Raw genomic sequence first — 22,322 nt, forward strand, 5'->3', positions numbered from 1 at the left:
TTACATGGCTTGCGAAATCCAGGCTGCAAAAAGGCTGAAAACAGCAACAAAACTTAACTGAAAACGCAGTTTGGCATACCAGCTGGGCCACCCGCAGCCCTTCTCAGCAATCCAAACCAAAAGTAACGCCAGCATCAGCACGATCAGGCCATACTGGGCAGGCATCAACAAAGCCAGCCAGGCCACCAAAGCCGGGAAGATACTCCACAAGAGGCGTCCTGCAGATCCCGACTGAATACCATAGCCCCAATGGATACCCGTCAGAAAAGAAAGAATAACCGCTCCATAGGCCATCAGGGCCGCGATCACGGTTTCCGGGTAGGGTTCAGGCAGAAAATAAGACAGGCCGGACAGGCCTACAAAGGGGATGAGTCCGGCATAACCCAGCAAGAAACCAGTAGAACGCAACTTGACCCGTGACTCGCCCTGAAAAGCTGAAGAATTGAGTGGCATGCTAACCTCATGTTTTAAGTTTGCTATCTTATTGGGTAAGATTAACCCCGTAGCTCTTATCTGCACAAGGCTGCGGCAATTTGTACCAAGTAATTTCATGTCACTGCATGGACTTGAAAGATGGCTAGCGGTATAACGACACGCTCAAAACCCTTCCAAACCAGTTGAACCAAGGAGTCCATCCAAAATGGCCTTACTCTGGATACTTTTGTTGCCCCTGTTGGGCACCCTGGTGCCCTTAATGGCAGCAAAACAGGGCCGCAGTCTCATTGCTCTGCTGACTGCCATTGCCCCTTTTGTTGCTTTGGTGCTGCTTCTGTTGGTGGCGCCCGGTGTTTTTGACGGACAGGTTCTGGCAACTTCCTTCAACTGGATTCCCTCGGCAGGGCTGGATCTTGCCCTGCGTCTGGATGGCCTGGCCCTGCTGTTTGCCCTTCTGATCCTGGGGATCGGGCTGCTGATCATTCTTTATGCCCGCTATTATCTGTCGGCCAAGGACAACATGGGGCTTTTTTATGCCTATCTGATCCTTTTCATGACTGCCATGCTGGGGATCGTCCTGTCCGGCAACCTCTTGCAGCTGTGGTTTTTCTGGGAGCTGACCAGTGTCAGTTCCTTTCTCTTGATCAGCTTCTGGTCTCACAAATCCGAGGCCCGCAAAGGCGCCCGGATGGCTTTGACGATTACCGGAGCGGGGGGCCTGGCCCTCCTGGCGGGCCTGTTGCTGATCGGCCAGATTGTCGGCAGCTATGATCTGGGCGAGGTTCTGGCCAGTGGTGATCTGCTGCGCAACCATGCCGCCTATCCGGTTGCCCTGGTTCTGGTATTGCTGGGTGCTTTCAGCAAATCCGCCCAGTTTCCTTTCCATTTCTGGTTGCCGCATGCCATGGCCGCCCCAACACCCGTCAGTGCCTACCTGCACTCAGCCACCATGGTCAAAGCGGGCATTTTCCTGATGGCGCGTTTTTATCCGGTGTTGGCGGGAACCGAGCTCTGGTTTTTGATTGTCAGCATGACCGGCCTGATGACCCTGCTGCTGGGTGCCTATGTAGCCCTGTTCAAGCATGATCTCAAGGGGTTGCTGGCTTACTCAACCATCAGTCATCTGGGTCTGATCACCCTCCTGCTGGGCATGAACACCCAGTTATCGACCGTGGCTGCCGTCTTTCACATCATCAACCACGCTATCTTCAAGGCTTCTCTCTTCATGGCCGCCGGGATTATTGACCATGAGTCCGGCACCCGGGATATGCGCAAGCTCAATGGCCTGTGGAAATACATGCCCTATACGGCAACTCTTGCCATGGTCGCTGCCGCCTCCATGGCCGGTGTTCCCCTGTTGAACGGCTTCTTGTCCAAAGAGATGTTCTTTGCCGAAACCCTGGATCAGGTCACCCTGGGATCCCTGTCCTGGATGGTTCCCGTTCTCGCCACTATTGGTGCAGTTTTTTCCGTGGCCTACTCGGCCCGCTTCATCCACGATGTCTTCTTCAATGGCGAACCCATTGATCTGCCCAAAACACCCCATGAACCTCCCCGCTACATGCGGGTGCCTGTGGAGGTTCTGGTTGCCCTCTGTCTGCTGCTGGGCATTTTTCCGGCCTATGTGGTTGGCCCTCTGTTGTCCCTGGCGTCATCCAGTGTCATAGGTGGCGAGCTGCCTTATTACAGCCTCTCCATCTGGCATGGCTTCAATCTGCCTCTCTTGATGAGCCTGCTGGCCATGCTGGGCGGCCTGGCTATTTACCGCAACCGCCGCCACCTGTTCCGCTTTCAGGCCCTGTTCCCCGAACCGGATGCCAAGCTGGTTTTTGAAGGTGCAGTACAGCGTTTTGTTGCCTTCTGTACGCTGCTGGTCGGCAAACTGGAAAACGGCTCCCTGCAGCGCTATCTGTTCCTACTGTTGCTGGCTGCGCTGATTCTCATGGCTGGCCCGATGATTGATCTGAATGCGACCCAGGGCCACGCTTCACAGTTGCCCATAGATGCTGTGACCCTGGTGGGTGCCCTGTTGCTGGGAGTGAGCGCCCTGGCCACGGTTTTGCTCAATCGCAAGCGTCTGGTTTCCCTGATCATGCTGTCTGTTGTCGGGCTGCTGGTGTCCCTGGCCTTTGCCCGCTTTTCAGCACCGGATCTGGCCCTGACCCAGCTCTCGGTGGAAGTGGTGACCATGATTCTTTTGTTGCTGGCTCTGTTTTTCCTGCCGCAGTCGACACCCAAGGAATCCAACCCGCGGCGTCTGGTTCGGGATCTGAGTCTGGCCGGCCTGATTGGTGGGGTGATAGGCACCATCAACTATGCCATGATCACACGTCCCTTGAGTTCCATTTCGGATTTCTTTCTGGAAAACAGTTATTCGGGTGGGGGCGGCACCAATGTCGTCAATGTCATCCTGGTTGATTTCCGAGGCATGGATACGCTGGGTGAGATTGCCGTACTGGGGATTGCAGCCCTGGGCATCTACAAGCTGATCGTGCGCATGCGTTTGTACATGCCCAGCACCAATAGCCAGGGTCTGCCCTGGTCACCTGATAAGCATCCGGTGATGCTGGCGATAGTGTCCCAGAGCCTGCTGCCCCTGGCGCTGCTGGTTTCTGTGTACATCTTCCTGCGCGGTCACAACCAGCCGGGGGGTGGTTTTATTGCCGGTTTGATTACTTCTGTCGCCATTATTCAGCAATACATTGCCCAGGGCGTGGATTTTGTCAAACAGCGCATGCGTGTCGACTACCAGTGGGTGGTGGGCAGTGGCCTGTTTATTGCTGTGCTGACCGGCCTGGGCAGCTGGCTCTTTGGCCGTCCTTTCCTGACGTCCTGGTTTGATTATTTTGATCCGCCCCTGATTGGCAAGTTTGAGCTGGCCAGCGCCATGCTCTTTGATCTGGGGGTCTATCTGACCGTTGTTGGTGCCACCCTCTTGATACTGGCCAATCTGGGTAAACTGACGACCAGCCACAGTCCTGCGATGAAGGAGAAAGGCTAATGGAAGGTTTGTATTCATTTAGTGTCGGTCTGCTGACCGCCTGCGGTGTCTTTCTCACCCTGCGCGGGCGCAGTTTTCCCGTGGTGGTCGGCATCACTCTCTTGTCCTATGCCGTGAACCTTTTTCTGTTTTCCAGTGGCCGTCTGAAAATGGATGGCGCTGCTGTTCTGGGGGCTTCACAGAGCTATGCCGATCCTCTGCCTCAGGCCCTGGTGCTGACAGCGATCGTGATCGGTTTTGCCATGACAGCCTTTGTCCTGATTCTGGCCATGCGCTCACGTGCGGACCTGGGCAATGATCATGTTGATGGACGCCTGCCACCCTCGCCTAAGGATCAGAAATAATGTTGATGCAACATCTTGCCGCTCTGCCGATACTTCTGCCCCTGCTGGCGGGGTGTCTGCTGCTGTTACCCCCCCTGGCCAATAATCTGGTCCGGCATCGCGCTTTTGCCCTGAGTGTGGGCCTGCTGCTGATTGCTGTTTCCACCTGGTTGTTGCTGGTCACCCACAATCAGGGCACCCAGATGTATTTTCTGGGCGACTGGAAACCACCCTTTGGTATTCTTTTTGTGGCAGACCGGTTATCCAGTCTGCTGGTTCTGCTGACCGGGGTTCTGGTTCTTGCCTCCATGCTGTATGCCACGGGGGGGGAAGACTCAACAGGGCTGCATTTTTATCCCCTGATCATGTTTCAGGTTGCCGGTATCAACGGGGCATTCCTCACCGGGGATCTCTTCAATCTGTTTGTTTTCTTTGAGGTTCTTCTGATCGCCTCCTATTCCCTGCTGATTCACGGGGGTGGCAAACAGCGTACCCAGGCGGGCATGCACTACGTCATTCTGAACCTGGTCGGTTCCAGCCTCTTCCTGTTTGCTCTGGGTATCCTTTACGGCACCCTGGGCACACTGAACATTGCAGATATGGCGGCCAAGGTGCAGAACCTGCCGGAGGACAAACTGGCTCTGGTCAAGGCCGGTGGTCTGCTCTTGCTGCTGGTCTTTTCTCTCAAGGCGGCTCTGCTGCCCCTGCACTTTTGGTTGCCCCGAACCTATGCGGCTGCCAGTGCCCCTGTTGCGGCCCTTTTTGCCATCATGACCAAGGTGGGCATCTACAGTATTTACCGGGTTCACACCCTGGTGTTTGGCCCTCAAGCCGGAGATCTGGCCAGTCTTGCCCAGCCCTGGCTCTGGCCCTTTGCTCTGCTGACCCTGGTGGTCGGTATGCTGGGGGTTCTGGCCAGCCCCAGTCTGCGCATGCTGGCTGCCAACCTGGTACTACTTTCCGTGGGCACCCTTTTGCTGGCCGCCGCTCTGGAAAGCCCTGCAGCCATCTCCGCAGCTCTTTATTATCTGGTTCACAGTACCCTGATTTCCGCGGCTCTCTTCCTGCTGGCCGGAGTCATCGGTGAGCAGCGGGGTAAACCCGGTGATCGCCTGGTGGCGGGACGCCCCCTCAGCCAACCCAGACTTTTGGGGGCCGCCTTTTTTGTTGCCGCCATGGCGATTATTGGCTTGCCACCTTTTTCCGGTTTTGTCGGCAAGGTTCTGTTGTTGCAGGCTGCAGCCACCACCACGGAAATGGCCTGGATGTGGCCTGCCTTGCTATTGAGTGGCCTGGCTTCCCTGGTGGCTCTATCACGTGCGGGCACCACACTTTTCTGGCGGGTCAGTGGCAGCAACCCCACGAGCAAACCTGCCGGTGCCCTGCAACTCTCGGGCATCTGGCTGTTGCTGCTGGCTTCTCCACTGATGGTGGTTTTCGGCAGCGGGATAACGGATTACACCCAGGAAGCAGCCACCCAGTTGTTTGACGCCCAACAAACCCTTGAGTTTATTCTGGGTTCAGGAGATCGATAATGGAAGCCAACCCCAAATTCCGTTTGTTGCCCATGCCCACTCACAGCCTGCTGTTATTGGTCGTCTGGCTGTTGCTCAACAATTCACTGGCACCGGGGCACCTGCTTCTGGGTGCTTTCCTGGCCGTGGGTATCCCCCTGCTGGTGGCTCCTTTGCAACTGGCGCAACCTTCCAGCAAAAGGCCTTTGCTGGCCATCCGCCAGGTTTTGCTGGTGATGGGTGATATCATCAAGGCAAACCTGGAAGTTGCTTTGCTGGTTATTGGTCCCTTGTCACGCATGCAACCGGGGTTTGTCGCCGTTCCCTTGAGTATTGAGCGGGAATTGCCGATCACCCTGCTTGCCAGCACCATTTCCCTGACTCCGGGCACTGTGAGCTGTGAGCTTTCGGAAGACAGGCGTTTTCTCTATGTCCATGTGCTGAATCTGGTGGATGAGCAGGAATTGATTGCCACCATTAAGCAGCGTTATGAAGCACCGCTGAAGGAGATTTTCGGATGTTAGACTGGGCTTTATTGCTGGTGAGCGGTGGCGTTTGTATCGCCCTGATTCTCAACCTCTGGCGACTGATTCTGGGCCCGGATCTGCCAGATCGCATCCTGGCTCTGGATACAATGTATATCAATAGCATTGCTTTGATTATCCTCTATGGCATCCACATGGGCTCACCCCTGTATTTTGAAGCGGCGCTGTTGATTGCACTGCTGGGATTTGTCAGTACAGCTGCCTTGTCCAAGTACCTGCTACGTGGCGATATTATTGAGTAAGGAGTCCTGAAATGAACTGGATCGACCTGATCGCAGCTGTCTTTATCCTTATTGGCGGTGTTTTTATCCTGATAGGCTCCATCGGGCTTATCCGCCTGCCGGATTTCTACATGCGCCTGCATGCTCCCACCAAAGCAACGACTCTGGGCCTGGGCTCCCTGCTCATGGCCTCCATGCTGCTTTTTACCAGTAACAATGATTATTTCAGTATTCACGAAATACTCATTACCCTGTTTTTGCTGATTACAGCTCCGGTCAGCGCCCACATGATGGCCAAGGCGGCACTGCATGTTAAAACCCGTACCCGGGAGGGCAGCAAGGGGCTGAAGGTTCGCGATGCCGCCCAGAACAGAAGCAAGCCGGAAGAGGGCTGATGCCTACCAGCCCTGAGTATGCTGTTCAACCAGCTCATACATCAGCTGCAGATGCTCGGGGCTGGCATTCAGTGCCGGAATGTAATGAAAGTTCTGGCCGCCTGCCTGCTCGTAGATTTCCCGGTTTTCTTCCTCGATTTCTTCCAGGGTTTCCAGGCAGTCGGCACTGAACCCCGGACAGATCACCGATACACTCTGCATCTGCTGCTGACCCAGTGCTTCCAGGGTAAAGTCCGTGTAAGGCTGCAGCCAGGGTTCACGACCAAAGCGTGACTGGTAAGTCAGCAGCCACTGATCATCTTTTAATCCCAGCTCTTTGGCCAGCAATAAGGCTGTATTCTCGCAGTGCTGTGGGTAGGGGTCACCCTGTTTGGCATAACGCTGGGGAATACCGTGAAAGGACATCACCAGTTTTTCCGGTTCCTGCCCCTGCTCTTTCCAGGATTCACGTACCGACTGAGCAAGAGCCCGAATATAGGCCGGATGCTGATGATAATCACGTATAAAGCGGACTTCCGGTAAATGTGGACAGGGTTTGAGGCTGGCAGCAAAACGGTCAAAAACCGCCGCCGTGGTGGTGGCTGAATACTGGGGATAAAGAGGTAAAACCAACAGGCGTTCGGCACCGGTTTGACGCATTTGACGGCCCACTTCCTCCATCGAGGGCGAGCCATAGGTCATGGCCAGATAAACAGGGATTTCCTCTTTGAACTCATCACGCAGGCGCTGCTCCAGAGCTTTTTGCTGCTGCTTGCCAATCGCCAGCAAGGGAGAGCCTTCTTCAGTCCAGACCTTCTGATAGTTTTTCGCCACTCGCCCAGGGCGAAAACGCAGAATAATGCCGTTCAGAATTAACCACCAAAGGGGACGAGCCAGGTCAACAACCCGCTGATCCCAGAGAAATTCGGCCAGGTATTTTCTGACCGCAGAGGGGGTGGGTGCCTCAGGCGTACCCAGGTTCACCAGCATGACTGCAAAAGGGGGTTTGTTTGTGGTTGGCACTCGGCAACTCCTGTTAAAGCCAGTATCGTATAAGTTGCGTACAATACTAACCCTGGCCTGCCCGACTAACAACCAGACATTACAGAAAAGCAACCCGGCTTTTCAACTTCGAGGTCAAAAACTCAGTGGAAGGTGGGCGGTCAATCCCGAGTAGTTGGGTTCACGCCCCACAACTTCATCCTGGGCCACATTGGAAGCCAGCACCGCTTTTTTGACACCCAGACGCTTGAGCTCGCCAGTGGCCTGCTCCAGACTGCGGTAGACCTTGGGCTGCCCGCGCCAACCTCGGAGAAGATCCACTTCTTCATTCTGGCAGCGAATCTGGATCAGATAGAAATGGCTACCGGAATGGCTGACCACATGCAGCTCCAGATCGCTGCTCTCTTGCAGCCGTTTTTTCAATTCTTTGGTTTGCATACTTACCTCCTGGTTCAATGATTAGTCGCTGCTTGTACCGGTTAGTTCCTTTTCTTGTACAATTTTGAGCTCTCCGGTACAGGCAGCCTTCAGGCTAGATGCAGATTGCGACAACCTAATGACAAGCCCAAACAATTTGTAAATAAATGTGTGCGTCCTGTAATCACAGGCTTTATTGCACTATAGTTGTATACTTCTCTACAAAAACTAAGCTGTTAGAGCACTCAAAGCTAGGGAGTTGAAGTCAAAAATGATTGATAAACGTGAAAAAGAGGCTCTGTCGGATGAAAATGATCCGATGGTGCCCGATGGTGAAGTAACCCCCATAGACACTGACTACCAGATCGGCCAGGACAATATTGCCGTGCAGGTAGGTCCTTTTGGCTTGGATATCCATAACCGTGTTTTTGCTATCTCCGGTTTGGCAGTCATTGCCTTCGTTGTACTAACACTGATTTTCCAGAATCAGGTGGAGCCCCTTTTCGGTGACCTGCGCGATTGGCTGACCGCCAACCTGGACTGGTTCTTTATCAGCGCTGCCAATATTTTTGTGCTGGTTTGCTTTTATCTGATTTTCTCACCCATGGGCAAGGTTCGCCTGGGCGGCACTAAAGCCACGCCCGACTTTTCCTATCTGGGCTGGTTCTCGATGTTGTTCGCTGCGGGCATGGGCATTGGCCTGATGTTCTACGGTGTTTCTGAGCCCTTATCCCACTTCACGACGGCCTACGGCGGCACCAGTATGGAAAACGGTGTCCGCACCGACTGGGCTCCTCTGGGAGCTGCTGGCGGGGATGCTCTGGCTGCCGAGCGCCTGGGTATGGCTGCCACCATCTACCATTGGGCGCTGCACCCCTGGGCCATCTATGCCGTTCTGGCCCTGGGCCTGGCCCTGTTTTCTTTCAACAAGGGTCTGCCGCTTACGGTTCGTTCGGTTTTTTACCCCTTGCTGGGTGAACGTGTCTGGGGTTGGCCTGGGCATATCATTGATATTCTGGCCGTTCTGGCGACCCTCTTTGGTCTGGCAACCTCGCTGGGGCTGGGTGCGTCTCAAGCCGCTTCAGGCCTGAACTATCTGTTTGGATTTCCAGAAGGCAACACCATGGAAGTTCTGCTAGTAGTCGCCATTACCGCCATTGCCCTGGTTTCAGTAATGGCAGGCCTGGAAGCAGGTGTTAAGCGCCTTTCCCAGATCAATATGGTGTTGGCGGCCGTGCTGATGCTGTTTGTGATTATTGTCGGCCCCACCCTGGCCATTGCCACCGGCTTTTTTGCCAATCTGGCGGCCTACCTGCAACACCTCCCGGCGCTGGCCAATCCAATCGGGCGTGAAGATGCCAACTTCTCCCAGGGCTGGACAGCCTTCTACTGGGCCTGGTGGATTTCCTGGTCACCTTTCGTGGGTATGTTTATCGCCCGGGTTTCGCGTGGGCGTACGGTACGTGAGTTCATTATTTCCGTACTCCTGATTCCATCGCTGGCCTGTGTGTTGTGGATGTCGGTCTTTGGTGGTACCGCCATCAGCCAATATCTGGAAGGCTTCACCGGCGCTGCCGAAGCCGCTCTGCCACTGCAGCTCTTCAGTATGCTGGATGTTCTGCCCTGGGCGCAGGTCACTTCTTTCGTTGCCATTATTCTGGTGGTGGTCTTCTTTGTGACCTCTTCGGATTCCGGCTCCCTGGTGATCGATACCATTTCTGCCGGTGGCAAGGTGGATGCTCCCACTCCCCAGCGGGTTTTCTGGTGTACTTTTGAAGGTCTGGTTGCCATTGCCCTGATTATGGGCGGTGGTCTCGTGGCTCTCCAAGCCATGGCGGTCTCCACCGGCTTCCCCTTCACCCTGGTGTTGTTGATGTCCTGTGTTGCCCTCTTCAAAGGGCTGGCATCCGAACCCAAGGCAGTGTAAACACTCTGTAACTTGCAATAACCGCAAAATCAGGCGGATACTTTCCCAAGGTATCCGCCTTTTTATTGGCCTGGCTTTAATTGAGGTGCAAGATGGAAGTGGAGCATTTGGAAGTTCTGGATTTTTTACGTCGCTTCCCCCCTTTTGGTGAGCTGCCCGAAGAGGTTCTGGAAAAAATAGCCAGCCAGGTGGAGGTCGGTTATTTCAAGGCCGGAACCCAGATTCTGGAATTCAACCAGGAAATTGATGCTCTGTATGTTGTACGAGCGGGCGCTGTGGAAGTGTTTCGCCGCAATGGTGACCTCTACAACCGCTTGAGTGAAGGTGGTTTTTTTGGTGAATTTGGGCTTTTGCGTAACCAGAAAGTGCGTTTTCCCGTCCGCGCTCTGGAAGACACCCTGGTATATTTCATCCCTGAACCTCTGTTCACCGAGGTTTTTGAAAACCATGAGCTTTTTGCAGATGCTGTTGAGGTAGAGGATCGCACCCGTCTGCGTCAGGCTGTATCCCGCCGGGAAGATGCCAATGAACTCATGACTTCAAGGGTGATAAGGCTTATTTCCCGTGAACCCGTGACTCTGGAAAAAACAGCCAGCGTCCGTGAAGCGGCCGTCAAAATGAATGAGGAGCAGGTTTCCTCTCTCCTTATTACAGAACCCGCCTCCACAGAAATGGTGGGCATCATCACCGACAAGGATCTGCGCAACCGGGTTGTGGCGGCAGGTCTGGAATATGACATCCCGGTGGCCGACATCATGTCAGAAAATGTGGTCACCATTGAGGCCCGCCAGTTTGTATTTGAAGCCATGCTGGAAATGCTGCGTCACAATCGCCACCACCTGCCCGTCATGCGCCATGGTAAAACCCTGGGCGTGATTGCCCTGGCCGATATCATTCGCTATGAATCCCAGAACAGCCTGTTTGTGGTCAGCAGTATTTTTCGCCAGCAAACGGTTGAAGAGCTGAGCAGTCTGGCCAAGGACGTCAAAGCCAGTTTTGTGCGCATGGTCAACGAGGATGCCAACTCGCATATGATCGGCAGTGCCATGGCCGTGATTGGCCGCAGTTTCAAGCAACGGCTTCTGGAATTGGGTGAAGCCGAACTAGGGCCACCCCCGGTTCCCTACTGTTTTCTGGCTCTGGGCTCCATGGCCCGTGATGAACAATCCATTGTCACCGACCAGGACAATGCCATGATCCTGGATAACCGCTTTGATCCGGCCCAGCATGATGATTATTTTCATCGACTCGCCCAGTTTGTCAGCAATGGTCTGGCCGCCTGTGGCTACACCTACTGCACGGGTGAGATCATGGCCACCAACAAACAATGGCGACAGCCCTTAAAGGTCTGGGAAAGCTACTTCAGCGACTGGATAGAAAAGCCCACCCCCGAAGCCCTGCTGAACAGCTCCATCTTCTTTGATCTGGATGGTGTCTGGGGCAAGGAAGAATGGGCCGACAAACTCAATGACCTGATTCTGCGCAAAACCAAGCGCAATCCGCGTTTTTTAGCCTGCATGGCCCGCAATGCCCTGAACCGCACCCCTCCCCTGGGCTTTTTCAAGGATTTTGTGATGGAAAAGGATGGCAAGCAGAACAATTCCATCAATATGAAACGGCGCGGCACTGCACCGGTTGCTGATTTGATTCGAGTGCATGCCCTGGCCGTCGGCTCCAGGGCACAAAACTCCTTTGACCGGCTGCAGGATATTATTGCGGCCCAGATCCTACCCAAAGGTAGAGGACAGGATTTACGCGATGCCCTGGAACTGATTGCCAGCGTGCGCATTCGCCATCAAGCTCTGGCCATTGAAGAAGGCCGGGAACCCAATAACAATGTAGCACCGGAAGATCTTTCGGATTTTGAGCGCAAGAACCTCAAGGATGCCTTTCAGATTCTGAGTAATGCCCAGAAATTCCTTCGCTTTCGTTATCCCCTTTAGGAGAAGGCAGCATGTTTTATCTGGATAAGGAAAAGCTGGGCGGCACCCAAAAGAAGCCTCAGGAGCCCCAGCTACAGCAGGCAGAGTTGAGTGTGCCCGACTGGCCCAAACGCTTTTCTGAACTGGCCGGGCAGGCTAAAGATCCACTCTTGAAAGCTTTTTATCAGGCCGGGGTGGTGGATCCTGAAACCCCCCTGGCTGAAGTGCCGCTTCTGGCCGTGGATTTTGAAACCACCGGTTTCAACCCCCACAAAAACAGCATCGTCAGCATTGGCCTGGTGCCCATGACTCTGGAAAGGATTCGCTGCCGTGAGTCCCGCCACTGGATCGTCAAACCCTTGAGCGGGCTGAACCAGGCATCGGTTGTGGTGCATGGCATCACCCACTCGGATATTCAACAGGCACCGGATCTGCGGCGTATTCTGGAGGCTTTGCTGGAGGCCTTTACCGGTCATGTACTGGTTGTGCATCACCGGGGAATAGAAAGGCCTTTTCTGGATGCGGCGCTCAAAGCGCGAATCAAAGAAGGAATAGAATTTCCGGTGATCGACACCATGGAGTTGGAAGCCCGGCTGCACAGGAAAAAACCCTTCAGCTGGTGGAAGCGCCTCTTGGGCAAGCGGCCTGTTTCCATTCGCCTGGCCGACAGCCGTGCCCGCTATGGCCTGCCCTGGTATCGGCCCCATGATGCTTTAACCGATGCGCTGGCCACTGCCGAGCTTCTCCAGGCCCAGGTCGCCTACCACTTCAGCCCCGACACTCCCATCCGGGAACTGTGGAAATAGCCGGTGCTCAGGCGGCCTGATCCAGAAGTTCCGAAGACCAGGTACGGCTGACCAGGTAGATGTCATTCAGGCGTTTGGTCAGCTTGGGGGATTTCTCGGCCAGCTTGCCGCGTTCAAAAGCCTCCACCAAACGCAGCAGCTTGCCGTACTCGCCTTCACGGCGCAGTAAAGCCGCCACCAGTTTTTTATCCAGTGGCAACTGCTCCAGCAGCACCGAGAGTTTTTCACCCATCAGGACATCAATTTTCGACAGCATCCCCACCATAAAAGCACTGCGTGGGTCCAGCCCCATACCTTTGGACAAATTCTGGCACATGGAGGCGCGAGTCAGCGTCAGCAGCATCATCAGACGACTGCAGGGGCCATTGCTGGCCAGCATCAGGGTGGTCACGATGCTACGCATTTTTTCCATGCCCAGACGCTTCAATGCCTGGGAGATGGAGGTGATTTCTTCACGCCCCCGGTTCATCGCCGAATTGGTGTAACGCAGCAAAAGCACACAAAGGTGCGGGTCCTGCGCCAGCAATTCTTCCAGGTGGTCATAATCCGGTTCGTCTTTTTGCAGTTCAGACAGAATGCGCAACTCGGCAGTGCGGTTGCTGCCCCGCTGTTTTTCACTGGTTTCCTTGATGGCTTCCGGCCGGGAAAAGAAAAAACCCTGGAAGAAATGAAAGCCCAGTTCCTTGCAGCGGTAAAAAGTCGGCAGGTCTTCTACCCTTTCAGCCAGCAGCTTGACCTTGTAGTCATCATAAACACTGAGATCCAGGCTTTCCGGGATGGTGGTGATCAGATCTATTTTGATGATGTCGGCCAGTTCCAGAAGCGGGCGGGTTGCTTCCGTCAGCTCAAAGTGATCCAGAGCAAGGGCATAACCCAGTTTCTTGATTTCTGTCAGCTCCTGGATCAGCTTGGTGTCCACACGGGTATCATTCTGGACTTCAATCACCAGTTGATCCTGATGTTCAGGCAGGAGTTCAGGGCGGCATAGCCAGTCGCGGGGAGCATTGAAAAACAGGGTGCGGTTGGCAATCAGACGATCCAGGCCGATTTCATAAATCGCGGCATTCAGGGCGCGGGCGGTGGCCTGCATGGGATCGGTGAAGTGGGAGCTTTTTGACAAGCGGCTGGAGCGATAAAGCAGTTCATCCGCCACATGCTGCATTTTCTGGTTGCAAATGGGCTGCAGGGCAATGCAGTAATCCGACGTGTTTTCCGTGCTGGTATCATTCATCCGCGTACCTGTTTGTTATCTTCACCTCTTTGCCGGAATACTAGTCAAATCGCGCTGCAACAGCAATGAACAGGAAATTTATTTTAGGGTGGCAAAGTGCCATAGCATTCACAGGCGGCTTCTTCCAGGCCTTGGCGATCAAGAATGCGAATCCTGCCTCTTGAGTAACCGATCAAACCGTTTTTCTTGAGGATGCCGGAGGCCAGGGTCACCGCACTGCGCCTTACGCCAAGAAGATTGGCCAATAACTGATGGGTCAGGTACAAGTCATCGCCTTGTGAGCGGTCATGGGTCATCAGCAGCCAGCGCGCCAGGCGTTCTTCAACCCGATGGAAATGAGTGCAGATGGCGGTTTGGGTCATCTGTTCCATCAGCTGGAAGCAATAATGCTGCAGTCCGAGAAGCAATTCAGGACAACCCTGAAGCAATTCCTGCAGTTCCTCCCGACTGATTCTGAGTGCCTTTCCCGGCCCGGTAATCATGGCCTGATGCGGTGCCTGATCCACGGCCAGGAGCAGGGTGACTCCCAGCATGCCTTCATGGCCGATCATGCCGACTTCCATTGCCGGGTGCTCGCTCACAGCAGCCTTCACGGAAATAAAGGCGGTTAGAGGAAACCAGGCATGACTGTAGGAAACCTGTCGAGCGGACAACACCTCACCACTGGTGAGCTCAATCAACTCACAGTGATTCAAGAGATCATCACGCTCCCTGGTGGGTAGTTCGGCAATCAACTGATTCACTTCAGGACATTTGCAGGTTGCTATCACAGTATTTCTCCCGCTGGTGGAACACAGCTTAGACCTTAACCTTCCCCCGGTAGGGGGGTCGGTTCGCTGGCCCACCTAAGCGTAAAGTGAATTCAGGAGTGAAGCAGACGACCCTTGGGTAGATCGCTGAATTCCTCAAACAAGCGATCGGATTCCTTTTTGACCACGGCGTAACACTCGCAACAGCGACGTTCCAGTTCCGGGCGATCCAGCACCCGGATGTGGCCTCGCTGGTACTGGATAATACCGGCATTCTGCAATTTACTGGCAGCCTCGGTCACACCTTCCCGGCGTACACCCAGCATGTTGGCAATCAGCTCCTGGGTCATATCCAGTCTGTCACCCTGGAGGCGATCCATGGACAACAGCAGCCAGCGACAGAGTTGCTGGTCAATACTGTGGTGCCGGTTGCAAGCGGCTGTTTGTGCCATCTGGGTAATCAGCGCCTGGGTGTAGCGCAACAGCAGATGATGCAGCTCCCCGTTCCGACTGAATTCATTTTTCAGATATTTGCTTTCAAGGCGATAGGCCTGCCCGGAACTCTGCACAACGGCCCGACTGGGGGTGCTCAGTCCTCCCATAAAAAGGGCAATGCCGACAATCCCCTCATTGCCAACCACGGATATTTCCGCGGAGCGACCATCTTCCATCACATAGAGCATGGAAACGATGCTGTTGGTCGGAAAATACACATTTTCCATGACATCGCCGGATTCGTAGAGCACTTTGCCCAGCGGCAGCTCAGTCAATTTCAGGTGTGGATAAATGCGCTCCCGGACTTCGGCAGAAATGGTCTTGAGCAGCAAATTATCCTGAAAGCAGGGACTCTCGCACCCCTCGCATTTGGGTTCAGGTTTTTTAAACATCACGACTCATCCTTTTTTGTTATTCCGGTGCATTATGAGTACAACCCTGGGGCCTGTATGTTCGGTAGCACACACAGAGACAAGCAGCATAGCCTGTTCATACGATTGTTCGCCAGCGCACAGACGAACTTGCATCACCCCGGTTTTACTGAACCTGCATGCCCGAGACGTACCCCCGCAACATGAACAACCAACAAACGGAGTCCATAATTATGAGTCTTCACCTTATGTTTAGTCTTCTACTCCTGCCCAGCGGTATGGCCTTGCTGTACTTCGGTTTGCAGGCATCACAAACTTCCTACGAACAGGATTTTGAGAGCTTTTCCCACAGCCTGACAGATTCAACAGCCTGGTGTCTGGTGGGTGGGTTTATGGCCATCTTGGGTGGCCTGACTCTGCTGGTCATCCATTATTTCCAGCAGCTTTCACTCTTCACAGCAACCTAGGCAGGAGCATCACTATGAAATTTATATCTGAAGTACGCCCGACACGCGCTCTAGCCCTATCCCTGATGTTGCTTTTAAGTCTGGGGTTGCTGAGCGGCTGCATGTCATCGCCCAAGGCGCCCAGCGAATCCATGAGCGAAGCACGTGAAGCCATTACGCGAACTGAACAGGCCGATGGTCGCCAATATGCCAGCGGCGAGCTGGATGAGGCACGCCGAAAACTCAAGCTGGCTGAAGAAGCCATCACACGCGAAGAAATGATAGAAGCCAAGCAACTGGCTAATGAGGCCAAGGTGATGGCCAATCTGGCAGAGGCAAAAACCGAAAGTGCGAAGGCTAAGGAGATCAACAAAGAAATGGAACAAGGTGCCAAAGCGCTGACTGAAGAAATGAATCGAGAGGGAGACCGGAAATGAAAAGCTTTCAATCCAACCACTGGCAGGCGATTAGTGCAATGCTGCTGGCCCTGTCATTACTGGTTTTTGCAGGCTGTGCATCAACACCTGAAAGCTCAGATGCTGCCATTCAGGCACGCAACGACCTGACAGAACTGAAGCAGAATCCAAATCTGGGTGACCGGGCGCGAAATGAAATGGCAGAGGCTGAGCAAGCGGTCAAACTGGCCGAGGAACCACTGCCAGAATCTGAAGCAGACCTGAACGAACATCGGGTTTATCTGGCCAACCAGAAAATTGAAATTGCACGAGCAAAAGCTACAGCCAGCTATGCTGAAGATCAGCGAGACCGTTTGGCACAAGAAAGGGATGACAAGCGTTTGCAAAGCCGCACTAATGAGGCGAATCGCGCCAAGCAAAGTGAAGCAGAACTAAAAAAACAGCTGAATGCTTTACAGGCAGAAAAGACTGATCGAGGCATTGTTTTGACTCTGGGTGATGTGCTCTTTGCCACCGGCAGCGCCAAGCTGGAAACCCGAGCTGATGCCAATCTTGGACGCCTGGCGGATTTTCTGAAGCAACACCCCGAACGCCGGGTCGTGATTGAAGGGCACACCGACACTACCGGTAACCCTGCCTCCAATCAGGAATTATCCAAAAACCGGGCTGATTCAGTGCGCACCTATCTGACTCAACAGGGTATTTCATCCAACCGGATATCCGCTTCCGGCATGGGTCAGGATCGTCCCCTCGTCAGCAACGACTCCGCACTGGGTCGTCAGCAAAATCGGCGCGTGGAAGTGATCATCGAAAACGCACCCAGCAGTTAACCACTCCAGTCTGTGGGCAGCTCAGCAATGGCCTGCCCACTTCAACCAAACGGTCACTTCAACCGGAGAGAGGTTTCAGTGTCATTTATTGCCGAGAAAAAAAGAACCGGAGAAATACTGGATTGTGTGGGTGACGCCATACTCACCACCAACCTTGACCTGGAGGTCACCTACATCAACCGCACCGCAGAAATCCTGATTGGAATCAAACAGGACGAAGCCATCGGCTGCCCTGTACGGCAGATACTGCGGGTTGTGGATGCCGACACCCGCCAGCCACGGGGGGAGGATCTTGCCAGGAAAGCCATCAACACCAACACCTTGATTCCTCTGGAAAACAACGCTCTCCTCATCAATCAACTGGGCTGCGAGCTTTCCATTGAGGATTCCGCTGCGCCGCTGCACGATCTGGACGGCTCGGTGATCGGTGCCGTGATTGTCTTTCACGACAGCTGTTATTCTTCCGAAATCAGAACCAAGATGGCTAACCTGGCCCGGCATGACCCCTTGACCGGCTTGTTCAATCGTTATGCCTTTGACGAACGTTTTCAACAATCAATAGAGCTGGCACGCAGGCACAAGAAGCGCGTGGGTCTTTTGTTTATTGATCTGGATAACTTCAAGGATATCAATGACATTCTGGGACACGCCAGTGGTGATGCCATCCTCAAGGCCCTGGCAAGCAGAATTCTCAACTGCCTGCGCAGCAGTGATACCGCTTGTCGTTACGGCGGCGATGAATTTGTCATCCTCTTGAATGAGATAGAACAGCTTTCGGATGCCTTGATGGTTGCCAGAAAAGCCCATGCCCTGGCTGCCAACCTGATGTTGCCCGATGGTCAGAAGGTTGGTATTAATCTCAGTGTGGGTGTCAGTGTTTACCCGGACGACGGTGAAACTCTGGATATGTTGATACAACAGGCTGATATGGCCATGTACCGGAACAAGGCATTGAAAAAACGCAGCCGAGAGGTGTCGCTGCCGAATATCCAGGTACCCGCAACTTAAGGTTGCAGCTGCAAGCGACTGCCACGCATATCGGTAAGAACATCGATGCGTTGGGTGAGCTGTTCTTTGAGTTCACTGACATGGGAAATCACCCCAATCATGCGCCCACCCGTTTGCAGCTCCATCAGGGTGGCTATGGCCAGATCCAGGGTTTCGGTATCCAGGCTGCCAAAGCCTTCGTCAATAAACAGGGTATCCAGACGTATGCCACCGGCATAGGCCTGAACCACTTCCGACAAGCCCAGTGCCAGAGACAAGGCTGCCATGAAGGATTCCCCGCCGGACAGGGTCGCCACATCACGGCGTTTGCCCGAGTAGGCATCATGCACCTGCAAATCCAGGCCGGATGCACCCCGGCCTCCGGTTTCCTGGGAGCGCACCAGCGCATAACGGCCCCGGCTCATATGATCCAGTCGCCGCGAGGCCAGGGCAAGAACATCATCCAAAAGCACCCCCAGCACAAAACGCTGCAGGCTGACTTTACTGCCACTGGCACCACTGGCCACTTCGGACAGGGTGCCATAAACCCGGTAACGTTCTTCCAGAGCCTGATTATCCTCATGAGCTTTTTTCAGGCGTTTTGCTGTGTCCTGAAGCTGATTCCAGCGCTGATCCACTGTCTGAAACGCCGTTTGTATTTCCTGTAGCTGCTGCTCTGCAGCGGCTTCCTGTTGCTTAAGCGTGTCCAGATCCGGCGGCTTCTGGTCAGCCAGAAGGTTCTCCAGGTGATCCAGCTTGCCCTGTAATTGATGTTTTTGCTCTTTCCAGTGATTTACCTGTTGAGTGAAAATCTCTACCTGTGACTCCTCCAGCAAAGCCGCCTGCCAGTTGGCCAGATTGATAAAACCTGTGGTTTGCAGGGCCTGTTGCCAGTGCTCGTCTGCCGTTTTCAATTCAGTAGTGGTTTTGCTTTGCTGCTCCTGCAGGTCGTTTTCCTGCTGGGTCAGACGCGCCATCTGCCTGTCACTTTCCTGATCCTGCAGTTGGGCTTTTTCACGAGCCTGCTGCAAAACCTCTTGTTGTTGGTAAAGGCTGTCCAGTGCCTGCTGCAAAGCCTGACGGGTGCGCCATTGCGCGGGCAGTTCCTGCTCCAGCTGTTGCAGGTGGGTTTGTTCCTTCAAGTATTGGTCATGAGCCTGCTGGCTGGCCTGTTGGGCTGCTTGCAAAGGGGTTTGCAGATCATCCAGTGCCTGCTGACCCTTGCGCTGTAATTGTTTCAGTTCCTGATGCTTGTTTTGCGCGTCTTGGCGTTGTTTTTCCTGCTGCTGCAGGTGATTGAATTCAGCCTGGAGTTCATCCAGGGATTGCTGGGCACGTTCTTGCAAAGCTTCCTGGAACTCCTGCTGAGCCCGCTGATTTTCCTGCAACTGAATTTCCAGTCTCTGACACTCAGCCTGCCAGCCCTGAAGTAACTCTCGAGCCTGATCCATCTCCTGGCGGGCGGATTCCACCTGTTCTTTGCTGACCAGGCTAAGATTGCCTTCAGGTTGGGCGGGAGCCGGGTGCTCCTGGCTGCCACAAACCGGGCAGGGCTGACCAGGGTGCAACTGGCGGGCCAGCTCGGCCGCCTGCCCCAGGTGCCAGTGATATTCAGCCTCCTGAGCCTGCTGCTGCCGGTATTGCCAGAATTCCTTGGCCTGCTGCTCCTGCTGCCTGGCTTTTTGCTGTTCCTGGGTAAGCTGCTCCTGGTTCTGATACAGCTTGTCCAGTTGTTGGCGATTTTGCCGCTGAACGTCCAGATGTTGTAACTGCAGGGGAACTTGCGCCAGCGCCTCCTGTTGTTGATCCAGGTCGGTCAGTTGTTTTTCAAGATCAGCCTGTTGCTCCCTGGTTTGTTGCTCCTGCTTTTGCAGCTTTTCCAACGCCACTGCTGCCTGTTGATCCGCTTGCAAGGCCTCAGTTGCGGCTTGCTGATATGCGGCCAAACGCTCTACTTTTTCCTGGAAACCCTGCAGACGATGCTGTTCTTTCTGCAAAGCGGGAAGCTGGTTCTTTTCCGCGGCCTCGGCCTGCTGCCGATGCTCATGGCTTTGCTGCTTTTGCTGTTTGACCTGCTCAAGCTGTTGCTGACAAGCATGCAACTGCTCTTGCAGTCTGTGTTGCTGTTTTTCCAGACGCTGCCATTCGTCCCGCTGGGGCTGAATCTTGCGAGCCAGGGTGTTTTGGCTCAGTTGCTTTTCCTTGTCGGCAATCATCGCCTGCTGTTGCAGGTGCTGCTCATACTCTGCTTTCAAGCGGGTTTGGTTCTGGAACTGGACTTCAAGCTGCTGGGCCTGGTCGAGTTCTTTGGCGGCCTGCAGGTGTTTTTTGCGCGCGGCGTCTTTCTGGTCGTGAAGCTCTTGATGTTGAGGCTTCAACGCCTGCAGTTCCTGCTCGACCTCCTCTTCCATATGCAGGTTGCAACTTTCCAGAATGCCGCGAATACGCTGTTGATGATCCTGCATTTCCCGTTGAATGCTGTCTGCCTTGGCTTTCAGTTTGTTTTCCAGCTGCTTGTAAATCCGGGTCTGAAACAGCTGGCTGAAAATGGCTTCCCTGTCCCGCGAGCTGGCCAGTAACAGCTCACGAAATTTACCCTGGGGAAGAACCATGACCTGACGAAATTGATCCACGGTCAAACCCAGCAATTCCTGAATCTGGCTGGTCACTTCCCCTGCCTTGGTGCCCAAGAGCTTTTCATCCCCTTCGCCAATCAGGCGGTATAGCTCGACTCTGGAAGCCTGGGTGGTCCAGCCGTCGCCTTTCTGCTTGGGCCGGTCCTGTTCCGGCAGCCGATATATACGGTAATTCTGCTGTCCCAGGGTGAATGTCAGCTCCACCCAGGTCAGATCCCTGGCAGCGGCACGATCACAGCGCATCTGGGTGCCACTACGGTCATTGCCTGTGGTCTGGCCGTAGAGCGCAAAACACAGAGCATCCAGCAGAGTGCTTTTACCCGCTCCGGTGGGGCCATTGATCAGAAACAGCGGACTTTCACCCAGCAGGGTGAAATCAACACTTTCCTTACCGGCGAAAGGGCCAAAAGCTTGCAGGCTTAACTGGCGTGGTTTCATCCCTGGGTTTCCTCCCTGCGAATTTCTTCCAGAGCTTCCTGGATGACTTGCACCTGCTGTGCGGACAGTTCTTCACCCTGCACCTGGCGATAAAAATCACTGAACAGATCCAGTTCGCCGCGCTTGAGTTTTTCGCGCGCCAGCTGGACATCACCACTTCCAGTCAAGCCGGTTTTTTCCAGATGCAAAACATTGGGATAAACCCGGCGCAACTTGCTCATGGGCTCCAGCAGGGCTTCCCGATCCGTCAGGCGCACCAGTAGAAAATCCTCTCGGTGAGGATCGGTCTCGCCCTGTTGGAGCAGGCTTTGCAGATCGCCTTCCAGAATGCGCAGGTCTTTGCGAGGCTCAAGCGGCAGGAGTTGAAAACCCACCAGACCCTGCTGGTTCACTTCCACCAGAGTCAGGGATTTTTTCTGGGTGGCTTCGGAAAAACTGTACTTCATCAGGGAGCCACTGTAGCGGATGTATTCCTTGCCCTTGTACTGGGGAGAATGCAGGTGCCCCAGAGCAACATAGTCAAAATCCGCCAGAGGTTGCCAATCCACACGATCCGCGCCACCGATGGCCAGAGGCCGTTCCGAGTCCGATTCACTGGCACCATCCAGAAAGCAGTGGCTGAGCAAAACCGTGCCACGGCCAGGGGTAACGGCCTGCTTGACCTGCTCGACCAGAAACTGATGCGCGGAATTAAAACAACGCACCTGCCCTTCTTCGAGCTGATCAGCCAAAGTACTTCTGACCTGAGCTGGATCGGCATAAGGCAGGCCGAAAAAATCCACCTTCACGCCTTTGACCTCAAGCGTCACGGGTTGGGCTACGGCTTTGAGATCAGCCAGAATATGCAGCCCGGACTGTTGCAGCTGACGCGAACCAAAACCCAGGCGCTCGGCACTGTCGTGGTTGCCGGGAATCAGGATCACGGGAATCCGCAATTCCTGAATCACCCGGTGTAAAAACTCATCCAGCACCTCCACAGCCGTGGCCGGGGGCACCGAACGGTCGTAAATATCCCCGGCCACCACCAAAGCATCCGCCTCTTGCTCCTGCAGGTGATGGAAAACCTGATCCAGCAGATGTTGCTGGTCATCCAGCAGCGAGACATTATGAAACAGCCGACCCAGATGCCAGTCGGAGGTGTGGATAAATTTCATCAAATCAACAGCCCTTGGAATCCGGGGAGAGTAAAACGCCCATCGGGATAAAACGCATACGACCTCCGCTTGAATGCGCAAA

21 protein-coding genes are annotated in these 22,322 nt (G+C 54.3%); 13 read left to right on the forward strand and 8 right to left on the reverse strand.

Going from position 1 to position 22,322, the window contains the following annotated elements; genetic code table 11:
• A complete protein-coding gene (locus LG323_RS06810; RefSeq protein ID WP_404419978.1) occupies positions 1 to 453 on the reverse strand; it encodes a DUF3429 domain-containing protein in 453 nt (150 codons plus the stop codon).
• A gap of 187 nt (positions 454 to 640) precedes the next feature.
• On the opposite strand from LG323_RS06810, the gene LG323_RS06815 reads away from it, so the two are divergent.
• The 6 genes from LG323_RS06815 to LG323_RS06840 are packed head-to-tail and all read left to right on the forward strand — an operon-like array spanning position 641 to position 6,434.
• On the forward strand, positions 641 to 3,436 hold the full coding sequence (locus LG323_RS06815; RefSeq protein ID WP_404419979.1) for a monovalent cation/H+ antiporter subunit A: 2,796 nt from the start codon (positions 641 to 643) through the stop codon (positions 3,434 to 3,436).
• A complete protein-coding gene (locus LG323_RS06820) occupies positions 3,436 to 3,780 on the forward strand; it encodes a Na+/H+ antiporter subunit C (protein WP_310696654.1) in 345 nt (114 codons plus the stop codon). Before LG323_RS06815 ends, LG323_RS06820 begins: the two co-directional genes overlap by 1 nt.
• 5 nt (positions 3,781 to 3,785) lie before the next feature.
• The gene (locus LG323_RS06825) at positions 3,786 to 5,294 is read left to right on the forward strand and encodes a monovalent cation/H+ antiporter subunit D (RefSeq protein ID WP_404420118.1); all 1,509 of its coding nucleotides are present in this window, start codon (positions 3,786 to 3,788) and stop codon (positions 5,292 to 5,294) included.
• A complete protein-coding gene (locus LG323_RS06830; RefSeq protein ID WP_404419980.1) occupies positions 5,294 to 5,797 on the forward strand; it encodes a Na+/H+ antiporter subunit E in 504 nt (167 codons plus the stop codon). The genes LG323_RS06825 and LG323_RS06830 overlap by 1 nt, the downstream gene beginning before the upstream one ends.
• Positions 5,791 to 6,060: a K+/H+ antiporter subunit F gene (locus LG323_RS06835; RefSeq protein ID WP_310696656.1), complete on the forward strand. Its 270-nt coding sequence runs from the start codon at positions 5,791 to 5,793 to the stop codon at positions 6,058 to 6,060. The genes LG323_RS06830 and LG323_RS06835 overlap by 7 nt, the downstream gene beginning before the upstream one ends.
• A gap of 11 nt (positions 6,061 to 6,071) precedes the next feature.
• The gene (locus LG323_RS06840; RefSeq protein WP_310696657.1) at positions 6,072 to 6,434 is read left to right on the forward strand and encodes a Na+/H+ antiporter subunit G; all 363 of its coding nucleotides are present in this window, start codon (positions 6,072 to 6,074) and stop codon (positions 6,432 to 6,434) included.
• Between the two features lie 3 nt (positions 6,435 to 6,437).
• Here LG323_RS06840 and hemH read toward each other — a convergent pair whose 3' ends face one another.
• Positions 6,438 to 7,436 (reverse strand): ferrochelatase, encoded by a 999-nt coding sequence (gene hemH / locus LG323_RS06845; RefSeq protein WP_404419981.1) that lies wholly within the window; start codon positions 7,434 to 7,436, stop codon positions 6,438 to 6,440.
• 114 nt (positions 7,437 to 7,550) lie between these two features.
• On the reverse strand, positions 7,551 to 7,853 hold the full coding sequence (locus LG323_RS06850) for a DUF6482 family protein (RefSeq protein WP_310696659.1): 303 nt from the start codon (positions 7,851 to 7,853) through the stop codon (positions 7,551 to 7,553).
• 250 nt (positions 7,854 to 8,103) lie between these two features.
• On the opposite strand from LG323_RS06850, the gene LG323_RS06855 reads away from it, so the two are divergent.
• The 3 genes from LG323_RS06855 (at position 8,104) to LG323_RS06865 (ending at position 12,487) form a co-directional block, all read left to right on the forward strand.
• On the forward strand, positions 8,104 to 9,759 hold the full coding sequence (locus tag LG323_RS06855) for a BCCT family transporter (RefSeq protein ID WP_404419982.1): 1,656 nt from the start codon (positions 8,104 to 8,106) through the stop codon (positions 9,757 to 9,759).
• Positions 9,760 to 9,851: 92 nt separating this feature from the next.
• Complete coding sequence (locus LG323_RS06860; RefSeq protein ID WP_404419983.1) at positions 9,852 to 11,702, forward strand: putative nucleotidyltransferase substrate binding domain-containing protein; 1,851 nt, start codon at positions 9,852 to 9,854, stop codon at positions 11,700 to 11,702.
• Positions 11,703 to 11,713: 11 nt separating this feature from the next.
• Positions 11,714 to 12,487, forward strand: a complete 774-nt coding sequence (locus tag LG323_RS06865; protein WP_404419984.1) for a 3'-5' exonuclease — start codon at positions 11,714 to 11,716, stop codon at positions 12,485 to 12,487.
• Between the two features lie 7 nt (positions 12,488 to 12,494).
• Here the strand turns inward: LG323_RS06865 and LG323_RS06870 are convergent, their stop codons facing one another.
• The 3 genes from LG323_RS06870 to LG323_RS06880 form a co-directional block, all read right to left on the reverse strand.
• Complete coding sequence (locus LG323_RS06870; protein ID WP_404419985.1) at positions 12,495 to 13,718, reverse strand: EAL and HDOD domain-containing protein; 1,224 nt, start codon at positions 13,716 to 13,718, stop codon at positions 12,495 to 12,497.
• Between the two features lie 83 nt (positions 13,719 to 13,801).
• A complete protein-coding gene (locus tag LG323_RS06875) occupies positions 13,802 to 14,488 on the reverse strand; it encodes a Crp/Fnr family transcriptional regulator (protein ID WP_404419986.1) in 687 nt (228 codons plus the stop codon).
• Positions 14,489 to 14,580: 92 nt separating this feature from the next.
• The gene (locus tag LG323_RS06880) at positions 14,581 to 15,354 is read right to left on the reverse strand and encodes a Crp/Fnr family transcriptional regulator (protein ID WP_404419987.1); all 774 of its coding nucleotides are present in this window, start codon (positions 15,352 to 15,354) and stop codon (positions 14,581 to 14,583) included.
• Positions 15,355 to 15,566: 212 nt separating this feature from the next.
• Between LG323_RS06880 and LG323_RS06885 the strand changes: the two genes are divergently transcribed.
• The 4 genes from LG323_RS06885 to LG323_RS06900 all read left to right on the forward strand — a co-directional run bounded on the left by LG323_RS06885 (position 15,567) and on the right by LG323_RS06900 (position 18,033).
• Positions 15,567 to 15,800, forward strand: a complete 234-nt coding sequence (locus LG323_RS06885; RefSeq protein WP_404419988.1) for a DUF3185 family protein — start codon at positions 15,567 to 15,569, stop codon at positions 15,798 to 15,800.
• A gap of 14 nt (positions 15,801 to 15,814) precedes the next feature.
• Positions 15,815 to 16,216, forward strand: coding sequence for a DUF4398 domain-containing protein (locus LG323_RS06890; protein ID WP_404419989.1), 402 nt, complete (start codon positions 15,815 to 15,817; stop codon positions 16,214 to 16,216).
• Complete coding sequence (locus LG323_RS06895; RefSeq protein WP_404419990.1) at positions 16,213 to 17,025, forward strand: OmpA family protein; 813 nt, start codon at positions 16,213 to 16,215, stop codon at positions 17,023 to 17,025. The genes LG323_RS06890 and LG323_RS06895 overlap by 4 nt, the downstream gene beginning before the upstream one ends.
• A gap of 78 nt (positions 17,026 to 17,103) precedes the next feature.
• Positions 17,104 to 18,033, forward strand: coding sequence for a diguanylate cyclase domain-containing protein (locus LG323_RS06900; RefSeq protein WP_404419991.1), 930 nt, complete (start codon positions 17,104 to 17,106; stop codon positions 18,031 to 18,033).
• Here LG323_RS06900 and LG323_RS06905 read toward each other — a convergent pair.
• Positions 18,030 to 21,086 (reverse strand): AAA family ATPase, encoded by a 3,057-nt coding sequence (locus tag LG323_RS06905; protein ID WP_404419992.1) that lies wholly within the window; start codon positions 21,084 to 21,086, stop codon positions 18,030 to 18,032. The two genes, LG323_RS06900 and LG323_RS06905, sit on opposite strands and share 4 nt — an antisense overlap.
• A complete protein-coding gene (locus LG323_RS06910) occupies positions 21,083 to 22,240 on the reverse strand; it encodes an exonuclease SbcCD subunit D (protein ID WP_404419993.1) in 1,158 nt (385 codons plus the stop codon). The genes LG323_RS06905 and LG323_RS06910 overlap by 4 nt, the downstream gene beginning before the upstream one ends.
• Positions 22,241 to 22,322 lie beyond the last annotated feature (82 nt).

Source organism: Marinospirillum sp. (assembly GCF_044810985.1).
In the GTDB taxonomy this organism is placed as follows: Bacteria; Pseudomonadota; Gammaproteobacteria; order Pseudomonadales; family Halomonadaceae; genus Marinospirillum.